Origin of the sequence: Natronosalvus vescus (assembly GCF_023973145.1) — an archaeon.
Classification (GTDB): Archaea; Halobacteriota; Halobacteria; order Halobacteriales; family Natrialbaceae; genus Natronosalvus; species Natronosalvus vescus.
In genome coordinates this window covers 2,675,560-2,691,814 of record NZ_CP099546.1, presented here as the reverse complement: position 1 = coordinate 2,691,814, position 16,255 = coordinate 2,675,560, and the positions used below count along the sequence as shown (strand labels likewise).

General features: G+C 64.3%; 13 protein-coding genes and 1 tRNA gene. 9 read left to right on the top strand and 5 right to left on the bottom strand.

Going from position 1 to position 16,255, the window contains the following annotated elements; translation table 11 throughout:
• Positions 1 to 189: 189 nt before the first annotated feature.
• Positions 190 to 3,204: an oligosaccharyl transferase, archaeosortase A system-associated gene (locus NGM68_RS12935; RefSeq protein WP_252698654.1), complete on the top strand. Its 3,015-nt coding sequence runs from the start codon at positions 190 to 192 to the stop codon at positions 3,202 to 3,204.
• A gap of 45 nt (positions 3,205 to 3,249) precedes the next feature.
• Here NGM68_RS12935 and NGM68_RS12930 read toward each other — a convergent pair whose 3' ends face one another.
• From NGM68_RS12930 to glpA, 4 genes are all read right to left on the bottom strand, one after another.
• Entirely contained in the window at positions 3,250 to 4,437 is a 1,188-nt protein-coding gene (locus tag NGM68_RS12930) for a Cdc6/Cdc18 family protein (RefSeq protein WP_252698653.1), read from the bottom strand.
• Positions 4,437 to 5,774, bottom strand: coding sequence for an anaerobic glycerol-3-phosphate dehydrogenase subunit C (locus tag NGM68_RS12925; RefSeq protein ID WP_252698652.1), 1,338 nt, complete (start codon positions 5,772 to 5,774; stop codon positions 4,437 to 4,439). The genes NGM68_RS12930 and NGM68_RS12925 overlap by 1 nt, the downstream gene beginning before the upstream one ends.
• A gap of 97 nt (positions 5,775 to 5,871) precedes the next feature.
• Entirely contained in the window at positions 5,872 to 7,155 is a 1,284-nt protein-coding gene (gene glpB / locus NGM68_RS12920; protein ID WP_252698651.1) for a glycerol-3-phosphate dehydrogenase subunit GlpB, read from the bottom strand.
• Complete coding sequence (gene glpA, locus NGM68_RS12915) at positions 7,156 to 8,955, bottom strand: anaerobic glycerol-3-phosphate dehydrogenase subunit GlpA (RefSeq protein WP_252698650.1); 1,800 nt, start codon at positions 8,953 to 8,955, stop codon at positions 7,156 to 7,158. It lies immediately after the preceding gene.
• 379 nt (positions 8,956 to 9,334) lie between these two features.
• Between glpA and glpK the strand changes: the two genes are divergently transcribed.
• The 8 genes from glpK (at position 9,335) to NGM68_RS12875 (ending at position 15,972) form a co-directional block, all read left to right on the top strand.
• Entirely contained in the window at positions 9,335 to 10,876 is a 1,542-nt protein-coding gene (glpK, locus tag NGM68_RS12910) for a glycerol kinase GlpK (RefSeq protein WP_252698649.1), read from the top strand.
• Between the two features lie 76 nt (positions 10,877 to 10,952).
• Entirely contained in the window at positions 10,953 to 11,633 is a 681-nt protein-coding gene (locus NGM68_RS12905; protein ID WP_252698648.1) for an HAD-IIB family hydrolase, read from the top strand.
• A 74-nt stretch (positions 11,634 to 11,707) separates the two neighbouring features.
• A complete protein-coding gene (gene twy1, locus NGM68_RS12900; RefSeq protein WP_252698647.1) occupies positions 11,708 to 12,754 on the top strand; it encodes a 4-demethylwyosine synthase TYW1 in 1,047 nt (348 codons plus the stop codon).
• Between the two features lie 107 nt (positions 12,755 to 12,861).
• Complete coding sequence (locus NGM68_RS12895) at positions 12,862 to 13,569, top strand: DUF120 domain-containing protein (protein WP_252698646.1); 708 nt, start codon at positions 12,862 to 12,864, stop codon at positions 13,567 to 13,569.
• A gap of 17 nt (positions 13,570 to 13,586) precedes the next feature.
• On the top strand, positions 13,587 to 14,306 hold the full coding sequence (gene ribB, locus NGM68_RS12890) for a 3,4-dihydroxy-2-butanone-4-phosphate synthase (protein WP_252698645.1): 720 nt from the start codon (positions 13,587 to 13,589) through the stop codon (positions 14,304 to 14,306).
• Between the two features lie 147 nt (positions 14,307 to 14,453).
• The gene (locus tag NGM68_RS12885; RefSeq protein ID WP_252698644.1) at positions 14,454 to 15,074 is read left to right on the top strand and encodes a DUF7504 family protein; all 621 of its coding nucleotides are present in this window, start codon (positions 14,454 to 14,456) and stop codon (positions 15,072 to 15,074) included.
• 117 nt (positions 15,075 to 15,191) lie between these two features.
• A complete protein-coding gene (locus NGM68_RS12880) occupies positions 15,192 to 15,563 on the top strand; it encodes a hypothetical protein (protein ID WP_252698643.1) in 372 nt (123 codons plus the stop codon).
• Positions 15,564 to 15,660: 97 nt separating this feature from the next.
• Positions 15,661 to 15,972: a hypothetical protein gene (locus tag NGM68_RS12875; protein ID WP_252698642.1), complete on the top strand. Its 312-nt coding sequence runs from the start codon at positions 15,661 to 15,663 to the stop codon at positions 15,970 to 15,972.
• Between the two features lie 193 nt (positions 15,973 to 16,165).
• On the opposite strand, the gene NGM68_RS12870 is transcribed toward NGM68_RS12875, so the two are convergent.
• Positions 16,166 to 16,236 (bottom strand) — tRNA-Gly (locus NGM68_RS12870).
• Between the last annotated feature and the right edge of the window lie 19 nt (positions 16,237 to 16,255).

The window sequence follows — 16,255 nt, the reverse complement described above, 5'->3', positions numbered from 1 at the left end:
AGCCTTGTCCTTCGGTCAGTATCACGGCGCTCGATCACGACTCGAAGTGTGCTCAGCCAGCTACACTCGCTCGAGAAAAAGGCAACTCTCACCCCATCGAACTGTATCCGAACCACCACGCCACAACTGATGAGAAAGTGAGATGCGATATGACAAGGCTTATTCTTGACTTACGTCTCGTGCAAGCTAATGAGTACGGACACTGAGCGCGTCGAGAGCGAAACGACCGTCTCGACGCTCGAGACACTCGAGCGGTGGTATCACGTGCCCGTGCTTGGGCTCGTGATGCTCTTCATGCTGTGGACGCGGCTCCAATCGTACGACCGAGTTGCGATGGCCGACGGCGAACCCAGGCTGTCTGCCGTCGACTCGTGGTATCATTGGCGAACGGTACAGTGGACGGCCGAGAACTATCCGTACACGATGCCGTTCGACATCTGGACGTCGTTCCCCACCGGCCGGTACGTTGGCCAGTTTGGCACCCTGTTCGATCAGCTAATCGTCACCGCAGCGATGATCGTCGGTCTCGGCTCCCCGTCGACAGAGACGTTGTACACTGTCGCCATCGTCGCCGTTCCAGTAATGGCCGCTCTCGTTGCACTCCCCGTCTTCTTCATTGGACGTCGTCTCGGGGGGACGCTCGGCGGACTCGTCGCGGTCGTCGTCCTCGCACTCTCCCGCGGCCAGTTCCTCTCGCGCTCGACCGTCGGCCAACTCCAGCACCACGTTGCTGAGGTGCTGTTCATGGCGATCGCCGTCCTCGCGATGATGGTTGCCCTTCGCGTCGCCGAACAGGATCGACCGATCTGGGAGCTCGTCGAGGCTCGAGACTGGGACACTCTTCGCCGACCGACAATCTACAGCGCACTCGCCGGGTTCGCAACCGGTCTCTACATCTGGGTCTGGCCCCCGGGCGTCGTCCTCGTCGGGATCTTTGGAACCTTCTTCGTCGTCAGCCTCTGTGTGCAGTACCTCCGCGGACGCTCACCCGATCACCTCGCGTTCGTCGCTGCGGTCAGCATGGGCGTCACGACGATCATGACGCTGGCGCTTCTCGAGGAGCCCGGTTCGAGTCCCACGAGTTTTAGCTACATCCAGCCGCTGACGGCGGGAGTCGTCGCCATTGGTGCAGTGTTTATGGCCTGGCTGGCACGCCAGTGGGACGGCCGCTCACTCCAGCGGGAGTACTACCCGGCTGCAATCGTCGGGATCATGGGTGCATCGTTGCTGGTTATGGCGGTCGTGCTGCCTGACATCTTCAACACGATTCTCGATAACCTCTACCGGCGACTGATCCCGTTCGGCGCAACGGCAACCGACGCAACCATCTCCGAAGCCCAGCGCCCCGACAACTTCGCCAACCACGTCTTCAACGAGTTCGGTGCCGCCTTCTTCACCATGCTCGGCGGCCTCGCATTCCTCCTCATTCGCCCGCTGTTCGGCCGTGAGTGGCGCACCGAGTACACCCTGATCGTCGTCTGGACGCTGTTCCTGACGAGTATGGCGGCAACGCAGATCCGGTTCGCCTACTACCTCGTGCTCGCGGTCGCCGTGCTGAACGCCGTCTTCGTCGCCGACATCGCTCGCTTGCTCCAGATCGACTTTCACGGTAGTGCCCAGCAGATACGGGAGATCGAGACCTACCAGGTAATCGCGATCTTCCTCGTCGTGATGATGCTGTTTATGCCGCTACTGCCACCGATCGCCGGCCCCGGTGCCACCGCCTGGGATCGCGGTGCCGCCGCGAACCCGAGCGGTGACGCGGTCGTCTGGGACGAATCCACCCAGTGGATGCTCGAGAGCACGCCCGAATCCGGTAACTGGGCCGGAGCGGGCAACCAGAGCCAGCTCGAGTACTACGGCACCTACGAGTACCCCGATGACGGTGACTACGACTACCCGGTCGGCGCCTACGGCGTGATGTCCTGGTGGGACTACGGCCACCTGATCACGACGAACGCCGAGCGGATGCCCCACTCGAACCCGTTCCAGTCGAACGCGCGCTCGTCGTCGTGGTACTTACTCGCCCAGGAGGAAGCCCACGGTGAGGCGATCCTCGACGGCGTTGCGGCCGACGTGCCGGTCGTCAACCGCCCGCTCGAGCAGATCGAAGCCGACCTCGAAGGCGAGTCAGGCCACGAGGAGATTCGGTACGTGATGATCGACGACCAGATGGCCGGTGGCAAATTCAGCGCGATCACGGAGTGGACCGAAACCGAGTATGAACAGTACGCCGAGAGCGACATGGCGAACGTCGAGGGCCAGGAGCTCGAGGTGTCGACGACAAACGAGCAGTACCGAAACACGATGCTCGCATCGCTGTACCTCGACGATGCCGAGGGAATGGAACACTACCGGCTGGTTCACGAGTCGAACTGGTTCTCGATCGTCGGCTCGGAGATCCACGTCCTGCCGAACGGCCAGGCCTTCGACATCACGGTCAGCTCGGAGCGCTTCGGTGCGCCGACCGGCTACAACGAGCAGATCCAAAACATCGACGCCATGCTCGAAGGCGCGAGTGCGGCCAACGAGGCAACGCTGTTCCAGCAAAACTACCAGATAGAGGGGATGCTTACCACCCAGTACGTGTACAACGCGGAGGTCGTCTCCTCGGTCAAAACGTTCGAGCGCGTCGACGGCGCGACGATCAGCGGTATCGTCGACGGTGAAGTTGGAGACGCCGACCGCGTGTACGCGCAGGTCGAACTCGAGACGAACGCCGGGCGAACGTTCACCTACACCCAGCAAGCCGAGGTGAACGAGGACGGCACCTACGAGCTGACCGTGCCTTACGCCACGGACAACACGCTCGGGCCGGACGATGGGTACGCGGACAGCGCCGTGACTGCCACCGATAACGCCGAGTACGAGGTGTTCGTCGGAACGCCCGAGGATGGCGAGATCGAACGCGAGTATCTCGGCACGACCGACGTACCGGAGACGGCCGTCGTCGACGGCGAGACGATCGAGTTGGTTCTCGAGCCGGGTGACGGCGAGGTCGTACCGGATCCTGATGCCGAACCCGAACCGCCGGAAGCCGACCCGGATGCGAATGATGAGGGTGTCGGCGAAGAGGACGGCGAGACGGATGCTGACGACGCGAACGACAGCGATGACGAAACCGAAAACGCGAACGATAACGAGACAGACAACAATACGACGGATGCGAGAACGCCGATGATCGCCCTCGAGCCGACTCGCTAGAGCTGATACGGCTGTTCCTGGTTTTCGAAGCGACGACGACAGCTTTTAAGACGGTTGGACAGTCGTCAGCGCCCGAAACGCAATCGTCGGAAATCGCGGCTCGAGCGTACTCGGTTGTCGACCACTGCCGGAGGACTCGAGTGGAATCCGCTCGAGTAGCCCGTGCTCGGCGAGTTCGTACAACAATCGTTTGACCGTACCGGCGGCGAGATCGCCGCGATCGGCGATCTCGGTGGCGAGGTCACGGATCGGGCGTTCCGGCAGTCGCTCTCGTTCACGTCCACCCGTCGATCCGAGCCCGACCAGCGCACAGAGCACCTGCTGGCGGGTTTCCGGCAACGCCAGCGCCCTGTCGACGTGGACGCAGTCTGTCGGGACGTCGGCTTTGGCTCGCTCGAGTGACGCCGACTCGATCGTTTCCTCACCTGACTCGCTGGCCAGGATCGCGCCATTGAACAGGGCCGACAGGGCGTCGTGGGCGTTGCCGTCGGCCCAGGCGGCGAGCGAGCGGATCGTCTGGTGGTCGAGTGCGCCCCCAGTCAGGCCGGCGGAGGCCCGTTCGGAGAGGATGTCGACGAGTTCGTGGTGGCGATAGGCCGGGATGTCGACGACGGGGTGTCCCCAGTCGTCGGGGACGCGCTGACCTACCGGGACGACCGTGGTGCTGTCGGTGACGGCATCGAGCAGGGTCGACACTCTGTTGGCTGTGAGCGTCTCGGGTTCGTCGTGGTGGTCGATTGCGATGACGACCTGATTGTCCGGGGACTCGAGTCGTTGTCTCATGCGTTCTCGAAGAGCAGCCGTTCCGACCCCACTCGTTGGAACCGGTTCGGCGGAAATCGTCGAGAGGACTGCCCGATAGAACGCGAAGGCGCTGGTCACCCGCCGGGCGTCGACGGTCACGAACCAGGTCGTCGGCTCGCCGGTATCGGTTCCAGCGCGTGTTGTCGTCCCGATGGCCTGGCGATTGCCTGCCAGTTCAGCCGTGAGCGCGTCGAACAGCGCAGTCACGATAGCAGACGTTCCTGATCCAGGTGGGCCGGCCACAGCGAACGGGGCAGGCAACTCTCCAGCGAACACGGGTTCGACGGCGTCGAGGAGGCGCTCGAGTTCCGTCCCGCGGCCGATCGGCGTCGGCAAGTGGACGGTCGGACTGAGTGCGTTCCTGTCGAGGAGGAGACCCGCCCGACCGCTGGCCGTGTGTCGCCGGGCGATGCGCTCCTCGAGATTCATCAGGCGGCCCCCGCCTCGGAAGCGTCGCCGACGAGCGCCTCCGCAAGGATCTCGAGCGGGTGACTGATCGAGTACCCGGTGCCGTGTTCCATCTGCATCGAGCAGGTCGGACACTCGGTGAGCCCCGTGTCGGCTTCGCTGGCTAGCATGTGCTCGAACATCTCCTCGCCGATGGCCATCGAGGTCTCGTAGTTCTCGTCCTTCCAGCCGTAGGTACCCGAGATGCCCGAACAGGAGTCACCGACGTCGTGGGCGTCGATGCCGTCGATGGCCGAGAGCACTTCCACGGCCTGTCCGTCGAGACCCTGGTTGCGGGCGTGACACGGGGCGTGGTAGGCGACGTCCGGGTGGTCGACCGCAGTTCCCTCGAGCGCGTTCTCGAGATCCTCGTGGACGCGGAGGTACTCGAGGGCGTCCCAGGTGTTGTCCGAGACGGTTTCGACGTTCTCGAGGTCGAACAGTTCGGGGTACTCCTGGCGAAGCGACATCGAACAGGAGGTACAGGAGGCGATCACGTCGGCGCCGTCGTCGATGGCGGCGGCGAGTTCGGGCACGTTCGTCTCGGCGGCCCGGCGCGCGTCTCCGAGCATTCCGTTCGCGTACATTGGCGTGCCAGAGCAGCGCTGGTCGGGAACGAGTACCTCGTAGCCGAAGTGTTCGAAGACCCTGACGAGGGCTTTGCCGACCTCGGGGGTGTTGTAGTTCGAGTAACAGCCGTGGAAGTACGCGATGCGCTTGTCCGGGTTCGTAACCCTTGCACCGCCGCGTGTTCGCCACCACTGGCGGAAGGTTTCGGTGGCGAACTCGGGGAATTCACGTTCGCTCGTAATCCCCAGCACCTTCTCGTTGAACAGTTTCGTTACCCGGAGCCCCATGACGAAGTTCGTCAGACGGGGCACCTTGCTCCCGAGGTGTGCCATGAGTCGGTAGTTCGAGAGCAACCGGTTGCGCCAGTATTCGATCGAACGCTTGCTCATGTGGGTGTCGACGTACTCCCCGCGGGCCGTGTTGTGCATCTGGGAGAGGGGAACCTCCGATGGGCAGGCGTCGTCGCAGCGCATGCAGTTCGAACACTTCATGATCGAGTCGTCGATGTCGGTATCGTCCTGGCGTTTGAGCCGCCACTGTTCGGGCCCTTGGAACTTCGGCCCGGGGAATTCGTCGTCAACCTCGGCGACCGGGCAGTTCGTGTCGCACGTCGAGCACTTATAACAGTTGTCGGCGCCGGGTCGGAGATCCATCGCCGTCGGCTCCGAGAACACCTGAATCGGCTCGAACTCGTCCTCGTCCTCGTCCTCTGGTACCTGATCGTCGGGTGGGTGTGCTGTGTCGCTCATCGAATCACCACGGTGTGGGTCGTCCGCGTCGCATCGCCTATCGCTCGTCCTAGTGGGCACTGATGGCGGTCGCTGGCTCTCGAACTCGAGGCAAGGGTCATCGACTCACCTCCGCACCAGCGCGGTCGCCGGCGACGAATCCGGTCGCCAGCGAGACGCCGCTGCCCGATTTCTCGGCGGCGAAGTCGTAGCCCGAGAGGACGCCGCCGGCCGCCCGCACGTTCTCGAACTCGAGACCCCCGTCGGCAGTGAGCGGCCGCAGGTCGTCGTCTACGGTCACCCCGAAGCTGGCGAACGGATGGTCGCCGAAGGCGTCGCCGTCGAACCAGTCGTACCGATCCGGTGCGTGGTCGACGTGACAGTCGAAAATCGGTTCGTACACCCGGTCGCGGTCGGATCGAACGCCCTTGCCGACGAGTCCGCCGGTCGCGAGGACGTACTCCCCTGCCTGGTACGGGACGTCCTGTCCCTTCCGGTCGACAAGGACGTGTTCGATTCGACCGTCTGTGGCCTCGTAGCCGACGACCGGAACGCCGGTGGTCACGCGAACCCCGGCGGCCTCGAGCGCCTCATACAGGCGATCCTCGAGGCGCATTCCGGGGAGACTCGGCGGCCCGGAGGGGACTTCGAAGACGTCGACGCCGAGGCGTTCCTCCAGGTCGCGCCGAACCACCGAATGATTGTCGTCGCCGAGGATCGGCGGGAACCCGACGCGGGCTTCGTCCTCGAGGTGTTCACGGACGAGCGCGGCCAGCGCGGCGCGAGCGGAGGTCGTCCCGCGGCCGATGTCGACGCCCTCGTCGCGGTCGAGAATGTGTGCGTACCGGGTCACCTTCGCATCGTCACGCCGGATGCCGGGGAACGACAGCGTGACGCCACGAACGTCGAACGGGACGCCAGTATCCAGGAGATGGTCGGCGGCGAGCGGGGCGCAGAAGTCCGGCAGGGTCGCAAAGCCAACGAGCAGGCAGTCTCGAGGATCGCTCGCCAGCCCTGGTGCGACGGCGGCGGGGTAGCGGGCTGTCGGCTTGATCGAGCCGCTACTCGTGGGCACGAGTGCGTTCACGTTCGTGTGCGCGCCGGCGTAAGTGTCGCCGACGACAGCGTCGAAGAAGTGCAGCGCGTCGCGAACGGCCTCCCGCCCGACCAGGCTGTACGGGTGGCGTTCTGGAAGATCCTCGAGGGCGGTGAACGGATTCGACAGCGGCCCGTCGCCCCCAAGGGTGTAGCCGAGCACGTCGATCAGCCCGCTGGCGTGGCGGAGCGTGCTCTGTTTGTACGTTAGCAGGCGGACGCGGTGGCCGTGTTCAGCCGCGGCGAGGGCGGCGGTCGCCCCAGCGAGCCCGCCGCCGATGACGAGGACGTCGTCGGTGATGGCCATCTAGCGATCGCCTCCGGGCGTATCGTCCTTCTCACCAGGCATGTGCGAGGGGTCGTCAGATGTAGACGGGGTGGCACCAGGTGTGGACGAGGTGCCACCGTCGGGGAAGATGGTTCCTTGCCTCGAGTCCGTCTGCCCGCTGTCGAACGTCTCGAAGTCGATCGAGTCGTCACCTCGAGCCGGGTCGCCATCCCCGTTCAGCGTCGTCGCGTGCAGCGCGTAGTTCAACATCGCCTGGGAGAGCTGTTCGCCCCAGAGGGCGTGGCGTTCGCCCTTCCAGCGCTCTTGAAACAGCTCGTCGTAGGCCGCGCGTGCCGTCGGCTCGTCGTAGGTTGGGTACAGCTCGTTGGCCAGCAGGTGACAGCAAAACCCGCCCTGGCAGTTGCCCATCGACGCCCGGGTGCGGATGCGGACGGCGTTGAGGTCGGAGCCCGACTGCTCGATCGCGTCTCGAACCTCCGCCCGCGTGACGCCCTCGCAGTTGCAGATCACGGGGTTGGGTTCGTCGGTCTCGAGGACGTCCGGTGCGCGGCTTCCCAGCCGATCCCTGCTCCGTCGAGCGATCGGCGACCGCAGACCGAAGTCGTCCATCGCCGACTCGAGCACCTCGAGGTTCTCGCTGCCGGGGAGCGGTGTCTCGGCGGTTTCACACTCCGCCCGATGGCCGAGTTTCGAACAAACGTGGTCGCTGATCTTCTCGGCCATCAGACGGTAGGTGGTCAGCTTGCCGCCGACGATGCTCGTCATCCCGGTAACCCCGTCGCGGTTGGCATGGTCGAGCAGGAAGAAGTCCCGCGTGATGTCGGTCGGGTCGACGGTGCCGGTTCCCGGCGGCTCGTACAGCGGCCGGACGCCCCAGAACGAGCGGATCGTCCGGGCTTTCGCGAGCTTCGGCACCAGTTCCGAGAGCGTGTCGATCATCGCATCGACTTCCCACTGTTCTTCGGGGTAGTCGTCCGGATCATTGACCTCCTCGTCGGTCGTCCCGAGGATCACCGTCGTCTCGTGGGGGACGATGATGTCGGCGTCGCCCTTGGGTCGACAGCGGTTGATCACCGTGTCGACCTGCCGGACGTTCATGATCGTCATGACGCCTTTCGACGGGCGAACGGCGACCTCGAGGTCGGCCATCGCGCCGATCTGGCCGGCCCACGCACCGGCGGCGTTGACGACGTATTCGGCGGTGATGTCCTCGGTCGAGCCGGCCGTTCGGTGGGTACGTTTCCCGGGCCCCGAATCGTGACGCACGGTGACGCCGTAGATGTCGTCGCCGTCGCGAAGCAGGTCGATAACCTCGGCGTGGGTTTCGATGCGCGCACCGTGGCGCTGGGCGTCGAGGGCGTTCGCCACGCAGAGTCTGAACGGATCGACGGCGCCATCGGGCACCTCGATCGCCCGTTTGACGTCGCTGGCGAGCGCGGGTTCGATCTCGCGCGCCTCCCGGCCCGACACGACGCGGGCAGGGATGTTGCAGTCCCGACAGCCCTGGAGTTTTCGCTTGAAGTACTCGTCAGAGTCCTCCGGCCGCTGGACGAACAGCCCGCCGGTCATCTCGACGCAGTGGCCCGCAATCTCCCCGAGGATCGTGGTCTCCTCGATACACTCCGTCGCGCTGGCCTGATCGGAGACGGCGTACCGTCCACCACTGTGTAACAGGCCGTGCATTCGCCCGGTCGTTCCGTGGGTGAGGTTCCCGCGTTCGACGAGGGTGACGTCGATGCCGCGCATCGCCAGGTCACGGGCGATGCCACAGCCGGTCGACCCCCCGCCAATCACGAGTACCTCAGTACTGGGTGCCATCCGTTATTCGTACGCTAGCCGCCACGCCCCTTTATTTTATCGACGCCACTCGAGCGCCCATAAACATCATGGTTTACTAGATTTGGCGGTTCCCTGACTCGGTGGCGAGGCCATCCTCGAGGCCGACCGAATCCGGGAGTAAAACGCGACTTCCATCAATTGCAACTGGTCGTGTATCCGGCAGTTGGTCTCGAAACACGGCCTCGAGAGGTGAAAACGTCGCTTTGCAGGGGCGGGAAACCGATCCCCTCGGGTCGGCACCGGTTCCTCCCCACGAGGGTTCCGGTGGACAACGTTTATACCGGTGCTCGATATTGTTTATCACTAACGCGTTATCGTCAGTAAAGACATCTCACGCGGGCCACATGGGTGATCACGAGTGACCGAAACAACGTACGTCGGTGCAGTCGATCAGGGAACGACCGGAACGCGGTTTATGGTCTTCGACCACGCCGGAGAAGTCGTCACGACCGCCTACCGGAAACACGAACAGCACTACCCCGAGCCAGGCTGGGTCGAACACGACCCGATGGAGATCTGGGAGAACACGAAAGCGGTGATCACGACGGCTCTCGGACAGGCCGGGGTCAGCCCCGACCAGCTCGAGGCCATCGGCGTCACCAATCAGCGAGAGACGACGGTGCTCTGGGACGCCGAATCCGGCAAACCCGTACACAACGCGCTCGTCTGGCAGGACCGTCGGACGACCGGCCGCGTCGAAGCGCTCGAGGCGGACGGCCTCGTCGAACCGATCCGGGAGAAGACCGGCCTCGAGGCAGACGCCTACTTCTCGGCGACGAAAGCCGAGTGGTTGCTCGAGAACGCCGACCCGATCAAGATGGAACGGGCCCGCCCGGACGACATCCGGGATCGCGCCGAGCGCGGCGAGGTGCTGTTCGGGACGATCGACAGCTGGGTAATCTACAACCTCACCGGGGCACACGTCACCGACGTCTCCAACGCTTCCCGGACGATGCTGTACAACATCCACGACCTCGCGTGGGACGACGACCTGCTCGAGGAGTTTTCTATCCCCCGAACGATGCTTCCCGAGGTGCGCCCCTCGAGCGACGAGACCACCTACGGATCGACCGATCCAGACGGGTTCCTCGAGGCCGAGATTCCGGTAGCGGGTGCGCTCGGCGACCAGCAAGCGGCCCTGTTCGGCCAGACTTGTTTCGAGGCCGGCGAGGCCAAAAACACCTACGGGACGGGTTCGTTCTTTCTCATGAACACTGGCGCGGAGGCCGTCGCTTCCGAACACGGCCTGCTCACCACCATCGGGTTCCAGCGGTCGGGTGAACCCGTCCAGTACGCCCTCGAGGGATCGATCTTCATCACCGGCGCGGCCATCGAGTGGCTCGAGGACATGTCGCTGATCGACGATCCGGCCGAGACCGCAGAACTGGCCCGTAGCGTCGACTCGACCGACGGCGTCTACGTCGTCCCGGCGTTCACCGGCCTCGGCGCACCTCACTGGGATCAACGCGCCCGCGGAACCATCGTTGGCATGACCCGGGGCACCCGCAAGGAGCACGTGATCCGGGCGACCCTCGAGTCGATCGCCTATCAGACCCGCGACGTCGCTCAGGCGATGGAGGCCGACTCGGGCATCGAGATGGCCAGCCTGAAAGTCGACGGCGGTGCGGTCAAGAACAACTTCCTCTGCCAGTTGCAAGCCGACATCATCGGCTCGGAGATCATCCGCCCCGTCGTCGACGAGACGACCGCCCTCGGGTCGGCCTACGCCGCCGGCCTGGCCGTCGGCTACTGGGACGACCTCGAGGAACTGCGGGACAACTGGCGGGTCGACCGCGAGTTCAGCCCCGAGATGGAGACGGCGACTGCCGACCGGCGCTATTCTCGGTGGAGCGAGGCCGTCGAGCGCTCGCTCGGCTGGGCGGTCGACGGGGACGAGTGAAGGAACTCATCATCCAAACCGGTATGGACTCGAGACGAAACAGACCGCTTTAGGCCGCTCCCCGACGAGGAACGGTATGAACCGCGATCCGCCACTCGTACTCGACATCGACGGCACCCTCACCCGACCAGAGGGGTGGGGTGTCGATCCACGTGTGTTCGACCCGATTCGCGAGTGGGACGCCCCGGTCGTCATCGCCACAGGAAAGGCCTTTCCGTACCCGATCGCGCTCTGTCACAGCATTGGTGTCCCGGAACTCGTCGTCGCCGAAAACGGCGGCGTGATCTACACCGGCGACTCCGTCCAGTACACCGCCGACCGAGCGGCCGCACAGGCCGTCGCCGACGCCTACCGAGACGCAGGATACGAACTCGGCTGGGGGTCGGACGACACCGTCAACCGCTGGCGCGAGACCGAAGTCGCCGTCAATCGCGACCAGCCGGAGGATCCGCTTCGAGAGATCGCCGCCGATTACGACCTCGAGGTGCTCGACACCGGCTACGCCTACCACGTCGTCGAGCCCGAGACGAGCAAAGGGGCTGGCGTCGCGACCATCGCCGAATACGTCGGCTTCGACCTCGAGGCGACCGTTGCGGTGGGTGACTCCATCAACGACGTCTCCACGTTCGAGACTGTCGGCCGCAGTTTCGCCGTGTCCAACGCCGACGAGGCCGCACGGGCGGCTGCCGACGAGGTGCTCGAGGCCGGCCACGCCGAGGGAACGTTGTCGGTGCTCGAGCGAGTTCGCGGGGATTGACCCACGTCGAACACGAGTGAGGCGACACTAACACCACACGGCTTTTACTCGCGGCCGTCCAACCGCTTCTCAGCATGAGCGACGCCGCCAACTCCGGATCTGGAGCCACCGGGGCCGACGACGCCGGAGAGGCCGATCACGACCAGGACGACGGTGGAGGGCCGATGCAGGTCGACTCGCCGAACTACCACCACGAGAACCACACCGCCGCCCAGACCTGCGGCTGGACGGCCAACGCCCTCCGCGGCGAGGGAAAGTGTTACAAGAACATCTGGTACGGAATCGAGTCCCATCGGTGCATCCAGATGACGCCCGTCGTCCGCTGTAACGAGCGCTGTGTCTTCTGCTGGCGCGACCACAACGGCCACGCCTACGAACTCGAGGGCGTCGAGTGGGACGACCCCGAGGCGGTCGTCGACGCCTCGATCCGCCTCCAGAAGAAGCTCCTCTCGGGCTTCGGCGGCAACGAGAAAGTGCCGCGGTCGGTGTTCGAGGAAGCGATGGAACCCCGCCACGTTGCCATCAGCCTCGACGGCGAGCCGTCGCTGTACCCCTACCTCCCCGAACTGATCGAGGCGTTCCACGACCGAGACGTCACGACGTTCCTCGTCTCAAACGGCACCCGTCCCGAGGTGCTCCGGGAGTGTGACCCAACGCAGCTGTACGTCAGCGTCGACGCCCCAGAACGATGGACGTTCGACCAGGTCGTCAAGGCCATGGAGGACGACGCCTGGGAGAAGCTCGTCGAGACGATGGACGTCCTGGCCGAGAAGGACGAGACTCGTACCGTCCTCCGGACGACGCTAGTCGACGGCGAGAACATGCGCGATCCGGACTGGTACGCGGCGTTCTACCAGCGCGCCGACCCCGACTTCGTCGAACTGAAGGCGTACATGCACGTCGGCCACTCCCGCGGCCGCCTCGACCGCTCGTCGATGCCCGACCACGAGGACGTGATGGCCTTCGCCCACGAGGTGGCCGACCACATGCCCGAGTTCACCGAAGTGATGGGCGTGCCGGCCTCCCGCGTCGCGTTGCTCTCGAAAACCGAGGACACCTGGGTACCCTCGCTCAAAAAGGATAGCTCGTTCTGGGAGCGCGACCCCGTTACCGGTGACTGAGAGGGAATGCTGTAACAACGCCCGGAAACGTCCCCCAACACCCTCACAGTTTTGAGATGCGTGCCACATCCGGTACGCTTATGGCGGGGTGGGGCAAACGGTCTGGTATGCACGAACCCGTCCGGGCGACCGTCGGCTCCGACGAACTCGCCGTGCTCAAGCTGCTGGCGCTCGACGGCGGCCTCGAGGGCGATCTCAAGATTTCCTGTTCGGCCCTCGCAGATCGACTCGACGCGTCGAACCAGACCGCCTCGCGGCGGCTCCAGCGACTCGAGAGCGAGGGGTATCTCGAGCGCGATACCGTCGCCGACGGCCAGTGGGTCGCGATCACCGACGCCGGCGAAGGGGCGCTTCGCTCGGAGTACGAGGCGTACAAGCGCATCTTCGAGAGCGGTGCGGAGATCGAACTCGAGGGCGTCGTCACCGGCGGCATGGGCGAAGGACGCCACTACATTTCGCTGCCGGGCTACAGCCGTCAGTTCGACGAGCGACTGGGATACGATCCCTTCCCCGGCACGCTCAACGTCTCCTTGCACGACGACAGCGTTCGCCGCCGCCGGGCAATCGCCTCCCTCGAGTCGATTCCGATCGACGGCTGGGAGGACGAGGATCGAACGTACGGCCCCGCCGTCTGCTCCCCCGCGACGATCGAAACCGCCGACGGGGACGTCTACGAGACGGCCCACACCATCGCGCCCGAACGCACCCACCACGACGAGGATCAACTCGAGTTAATCGCTCCCGAGAAGCTTCGCGACGTCCTCGACCTCGCGGACGACGACCACGTGACGATCACCGTCGGCGAGACGGCCTGAGCGAATTTTACATTACTATGACCGAACCAGATGCCACCACGAACCCGCGTACCGACCGCCTGACCGCACTGACCACAGCCACCTCAGGTGAGGCTGGAGCCGTCGATCAGGCGCTCGAGGCGCTGGCAACGGGAGAACCGGTGCTCGTCCACGACGCCGACGACCGGGAGGGCGAAACGGATCTGATCTACCACGCCGACGCCGTCACCCCCGAGGCCGTCTCGCGAATGCGAAACGACGCCGGCGGGCTCATCTGCGTCGCCCTCGAGGCGTCGATCGCCGACGCGTTCGATCTCCCGTTCTACGACGACGCCGTCGATCACCCGGCGACGGCCGACCACGAACTCGGCTACGACGACCGCTCCTCGTTCTCGTTCACCGTCAACCACCGCGACACCTACACCGGCGTCACCGATAACGACCGCTCGCTGACGATTCGCTCGCTCGCGGACGCCGCCGCAGATCCCGACTCGACGGAGTTCGCCACGGAGTTTCGCGTCCCCGGCCACGTCCACCTCCTGCGGGCGGCCCCCGACCTCCTCGCCCAGCGCGAGGGCCACACCGAACTCGGCGTCGCGCTCGCCGAAGCCGCCGACCTCCCGCCAGCGGTCGTCGTCTGTGAGATGCTCGACGACCAGACCGGCGAGGAACTCGTCCCAGAGGACGCACGCGCCTACGCCAACCGTCACGACTTCACCTATCTCGAGGGCAGCGACATCCTCGAGCAGTTGGGCTGACCCCGCCCGGCTAAGTGGCATCTGGTCGGATTCGACTCGACCAGGCCTCACATAGTCAAATTTCACCACGAACTCACATCTACTATTTTCTCCCACCGACCGATTCCGGCCGGGCGCTTTAATACCGCCACCCACAAGTAAGTGCATATGACACGTGGTCACCCGCCCGACATCGACCAGCACGACCCCGGCTCGAGCGTGCTCGTCGTCAGCCCCTCGATGGACGCGTCCGAGACCGTCGCCACCGTGGACGCGATCCAACGCGCTGGGATCGATGCCGACGCCGACAGTGATGCCGACGCCGACCGCCACCCGATCGTCGTCGTCTCCCGCGCCCACACCGCCGAAGCGATTCTCGAGGGCTGGCGTAACACCGTCGGCACCTTTCCCACCGATTTCGGTATCGTCTCCATTGGCGAAGTGACCCGCTCGGTCGCGACAGGTACGGCCGCGATGACCCTCCCCCAGGCGAACATCTTTACCGTCGGCTCCGAGGACGTCACCGGCATTGGCATCGCCATCGGCGAGGCGCTCGCTCACTACAGGGAGGACACCACACCCGTTCTCTGGTTCGAGTCACTTACACCCCTGCTCGAGGAGAAAGGCCTCGAAATGACCTTCCGATTCCTCCACGTCACCCTCGAGGAGATCAGGCAAGCCAACGCCACCGCCTACGTCCACATCGACTCGAGTGTCCACGACGACCAGACGATCACGACGTTGACGCACCTGTTCGACGACGTCCTCGAGTTCGGTCGGAACGACTGAGTCCTCGATCGTATAGCGCCCGCGTCATCGACCGCATAGTACCACAATGTACCTGAGAGCCGCGACCGTTCGTCGCAAGCACTGGCTTCTACAACCGTTCGCTGCGTAGGTTTTAGCATGAGTGAACTCATCGACGACGACCTCGAGATTCAGCGCGACCTCGGCGAGGCGACGATCGTGTACGAGGATCCGGAGGAGGATACCGTCAGCAAAACAGTGCCGAACGAACACATCGCGTACTTCCAGGATCACTGGATCGTCAAGACCGACGAGGACGAGAGCGGGAACGACATCGTGCGGCGGATTCCGTCCCGACGGGTACACTACGTCGAGCGATCGGTCGAGGAGTTCGAAGAGGAAGTCGAGACGGTGATCGACCGGGTGCAATCGTTCGCCAGCCGGCTGCAGACGAAGATTCCGGTCGGCGACGGCGGTAACGAGGAGTCCGTCGAGCCCCATCGGATCGACGTCGAGTCCGGGGACGAGTAGTCTCGCGGTGGGATGACGGATTATCGGGACGGACACCGGTGCACGAGATGAGACAGCCGCATACGAAGACGTACACGGCGACGCTGCTCGAGACGTGTTGAATCAGCACCATCGATTCACGATCCACGAAACCGGTGATGCCACAATTACATCCTCGAGAATCGACGAGGGAGAAGGCACTGCAGTCGAACTCGCAAACAGGGAACAGGCAGCGTTCTTGATCACGGACGATCTACGGGCACTGCCCGAGCTACGGTCGGCAACCGATGCCACCGTCGTGATTTCACCGATTGTACTCGAGGCACTGGTCAAACGAGACGCCCTCGATAGAACCGACGTACTGTCCAAATTGGAGGACGTTGCAGAAAACCGTGACTGGCTTGGCCGCCCGATCTACCGACGAGCCTAGGCTCTCCTCGAGGAGTGATTGGTTCTGAAGACACCCAATGCTCTTACACAGATTTGCGCTGACTGGGATTTGAACCACGGTCGGACGTACTCGCTCGCTCACGCTCGCTGCGTGCGACCTCCCTGATTCAAATCCAGATTCGATTTTCACTGAACGAGCGACTCGCTTCGCTCGTCGATTAGTTCAGTGAAAATGCGCTGGCTGGGATTTGAACCCAGGTTGTGACCATGGCAAGGTCACGTGATACCACTACACTACCAGCGCCTGGTTGCACTTTCATCTA

What these genes read in the sequence shown, in the direction of transcription:
- glpA (WP_252698650.1), bottom strand. Translation starts at nt 8,955, where the DNA reads ATGGCACCCAGTACTGAGGTACTCGTGATTGGCGGGGGGTCGACCGGC.
- NGM68_RS12905 (WP_252698648.1), top strand. Translation starts at nt 10,953, where the DNA reads ATGAACCGCGATCCGCCACTCGTACTCGACATCGACGGCACCCTCACC.
- glpB (WP_252698651.1), bottom strand. Translation starts at nt 7,155, where the DNA reads ATGGCCATCACCGACGACGTCCTCGTCATCGGCGGCGGGCTCGCTGGG.
- ribB (WP_252698645.1), top strand. Translation starts at nt 13,587, where the DNA reads ATGACCGAACCAGATGCCACCACGAACCCGCGTACCGACCGCCTGACC.
- NGM68_RS12885 (WP_252698644.1), top strand. Translation starts at nt 14,454, where the DNA reads ATGACACGTGGTCACCCGCCCGACATCGACCAGCACGACCCCGGCTCG.
- NGM68_RS12930 (WP_252698653.1), bottom strand. Translation starts at nt 4,437, where the DNA reads ATGAATCTCGAGGAGCGCATCGCCCGGCGACACACGGCCAGCGGTCGG.
- NGM68_RS12895 (WP_252698646.1), top strand. Translation starts at nt 12,862, where the DNA reads ATGCACGAACCCGTCCGGGCGACCGTCGGCTCCGACGAACTCGCCGTG.
- NGM68_RS12925 (WP_252698652.1), bottom strand. Translation starts at nt 5,774, where the DNA reads ATGAGCGACACAGCACACCCACCCGACGATCAGGTACCAGAGGACGAG.
- NGM68_RS12880 (WP_252698643.1), top strand. Translation starts at nt 15,192, where the DNA reads ATGAGTGAACTCATCGACGACGACCTCGAGATTCAGCGCGACCTCGGC.
- twy1 (WP_252698647.1), top strand. Translation starts at nt 11,708, where the DNA reads ATGAGCGACGCCGCCAACTCCGGATCTGGAGCCACCGGGGCCGACGAC.
- NGM68_RS12935 (WP_252698654.1), top strand. Translation starts at nt 190, where the DNA reads ATGAGTACGGACACTGAGCGCGTCGAGAGCGAAACGACCGTCTCGACG.